Raw genomic sequence first — 2,731 nt, forward strand, 5'->3', positions numbered from 1 at the left:
GTGCGTATTCCAGTGAAACCGGACACCCAGTCCGAAGGAAAGCGGACAGTCGTTCCGATCGAAACCGGACAGTCAGTCCGAAGGAAAGCGGACACCCAATCCGGCGAAGCCGGACACGGATCCTTGGATCACGCTGCGGGGACGTTCTTGTTACTGTGTGACAGCCTCCGCTGTCAATGTTGAGGTGCGCTTGCGCATGGACTCGCCGCGCAGCGTGAGCGTGTAGGCGGCGTGCACGAGGCGGTCGAGGATGGCATCGGCCAGGGTCGGATCGGCAAGATACTCATGCCAATGCTCGAGAGGGAGCTGGCTGGTGACCAGGGTCGAGCGGGTGCGGCAGCGATCATCGAGGATCTCGAGCAGATCACGGCGCTGCTCGCTGTTCATGGGTGCCAGACCCCAATCATCGAGGATGAGCAGATCGGTCTTGGCCAGCTCGGCGAGGAGTTTGCTGTAGCGGCCATCGGCGCGGGCGATGCCGAGCTCCTCGAGCAGGCGCGGCAGGCGCCGATAGCGGGCGGTGTAGCCGAGTCGGCAGGCCTGATTGGCCAGGGCGCAGGCCAGATAGCTCTTGCCGACCCCGGTTGGCCCGGTGATCAAGACATTGAGGTGCTCGCCGATCCACTGCCCGGTCGCCAGTCGGGTCATGAGGGCCTTATCGAGGCCGCGCGGGGCGCGGTAGTCGATGTCCTCGATCGCTGCGCTCTGGCGCAGCTTGGCCTGTTTCAGCCGGGTCTTCAGCCGGCGGTTCTCGCGCTCGGTGGTCTCGCGGTCGAGTAGCAGGCCGAGGCGCTCCTCAAAGCTCAGGGTGGCGATGTCAGGCTGCTGCAACTGCTCCTGCAGGGCGTTGGCCATGCCGGTGAGGCGCAGTTGCGCTAAGCGCTCGAGGGTGGGATGGAGCAACATGGAGAGAGTCTCCTGAGTGGTCGGTACGGGAGAAGGCCCCGGCGGGGTGCCGGGGCGTGGGCTGGCGACGTCAGTGGTAGTAGCCGGCGCCGCGCACATTGGGATGCACGATGGGGTCGGTCTCGGGTGCCTGATGCGGGAGTGGCCGCTGATCGAGGCCCTTGGCGAGGATCGAGGCGAGGCTCTTGTAGCTGAGGGTGCCAATGGCCAGCGCGCGGGCGCAGGCGGCCTCCAGGCGTGCCTCACCATAGTCCTTGCCTAGGCGCAGCACCCCGAAGGCGGCGTTGAAGCCCTGCTGGGGATGCGCGCGCGCGGCGAGCAGGCGCTCGATCAATGTCCGTGTAGAGGGGCCGTGCTCCTCGGCCCAGCGCAGCAGCCGCTCGGGCGTCCAATCCAGATAGCGCTGATGGGCCTCGGGCATGTGTGCGGCGACGGTGGTGTAGCCGCCGCGGCGTGCGCTGCGGGCATGGCTGGCGACGCGCTGTCCCTGGTGCAGGACCTCCACCGTGGTGGCGGTGAGGCGCACATCGAGCTGGGGTTTCACCAGGGTGTGAGGGACGGAGTAATAATGTCCCTCGACGGTGATGTGGATGTTCGGCGCTACGCGCACCTTGCGCCATTCCGCGTACTCATAGGGCGTGCTGGGCAAAGGGCGCAGCGCCGGACGGTCGAGGGCCTCGAAGTGGCTGCGCCGCGAGCCCTCGAGCTTCTTGAAAGGGCGTGCGTTCAGGCCCGTGAGCAGCTCGGCGATGGCGGCATTGAGCGCGGCCAGGGAGAAGAAGGTCTGGTGGCGCAGGCGCGCCAAGATCCAGCGCTCGACCAGCAGCACGCCGCCCTCGGCCTTGGCCTTGTCGCGTGGCTTGCGCACGCGCGCGGGGATGACCGCTACCCCGTAGTGCCGTGCGAAGTCCTGGTAGGTGGGATTGAGATCCGGCTCATAGCGATGCGCCTGGCTGACGGCACTGCGCAGATTATCCGGGACGATGATCTCTGGCGCCCCATTGAAGAAAGCTAAGGCGCGCACATGCGCGCCGATCCAGTCCGGCAGGGTCTGCGTGCGCGTCGCCTCGGCGTAGGTGTAGCTCGAAGCGCCCAGCACGGCGACGAAGATCTGCGCCGCATGCGCCTCGCCGCTGGTGGGATCGACGATGTCGACCGTCTGCCCAGCGTAGTCGACGAACAGCTTCTCGCCGGCGCGATGGCTCTGGCGCATGACCACATCGACCTGCCCGCGCCACTGCGCGTAGAGCTCGCAGAAGCGGCTGTAGGCGTAACCGTCGGGATGCTGCTCGCGGTACTCCTGCCAGAGCAGAAACAGCGTCACCCCTTTGCCGCGCAGCTCGCGCTGGATCTGCGCCCAGTCGATCGCCTCGCGGCGGCGTGTCGTGCGTGCCTGCGGTGCATAAAGCAGCTGCTGCAGACGCTCCTCGTCAAAGTCCGCCGGCAGCGGCCAGGACAATCCCGCCGCCTGCGCGCGCTTCAAGCAATCCGACACCGTCGATTTGCCGATCCCGAGCGTCTTCGACACCGCGCGTAACGACAGCTGCGCGCCCCAGCTCAGGCGCAGGATTTCGTGGATCTTTCGCATGGATAACCGTTCTCGTGGCATGGGCCGTCCTCGTTGCATGAGCAAAAAGGACGGCAGCTTACTTGGGTTATCCCGCGGCGCGATTCGTGTGCGAACGGCTGTCCGAATTCATCGGAGTGCTGTCCGCATTGAATCGGAATCAGTGTCCGCTTTCAGCTCGGAACGCTGTCCGCTTTGACCTCGGATTGGTGTCCGGTTTGGATCGGAATGGGTGTCCGGATTCCGTCGGAATACTCA

The 2,731-nt window shown here is 65.9% G+C and carries 2 protein-coding genes; both read right to left on the reverse strand.

The features are described 5' to 3' along the window. Window positions 1–150 precede the first annotated feature (150 nt). Window positions 151–906 (reverse strand): IS21-like element helper ATPase IstB, encoded by a 756-nt coding sequence (gene istB, locus G3446_RS26230; RefSeq protein ID WP_164456604.1) that lies wholly within the window; start codon window positions 904–906, stop codon window positions 151–153. A gap of 70 nt (window positions 907–976) precedes the next feature. Next, entirely contained in the window at window positions 977–2,494 is a 1,518-nt protein-coding gene (gene istA, locus G3446_RS26235) for an IS21 family transposase (RefSeq protein WP_164456605.1), read from the reverse strand. Window positions 2,495–2,731: the final 237 nt, after the last annotated feature.

This window comes from Thiorhodococcus minor, assembly GCF_010820565.1.
Taxonomy (GTDB): domain Bacteria; phylum Pseudomonadota; class Gammaproteobacteria; order Chromatiales; family Chromatiaceae; genus Thiorhodococcus; species Thiorhodococcus minor.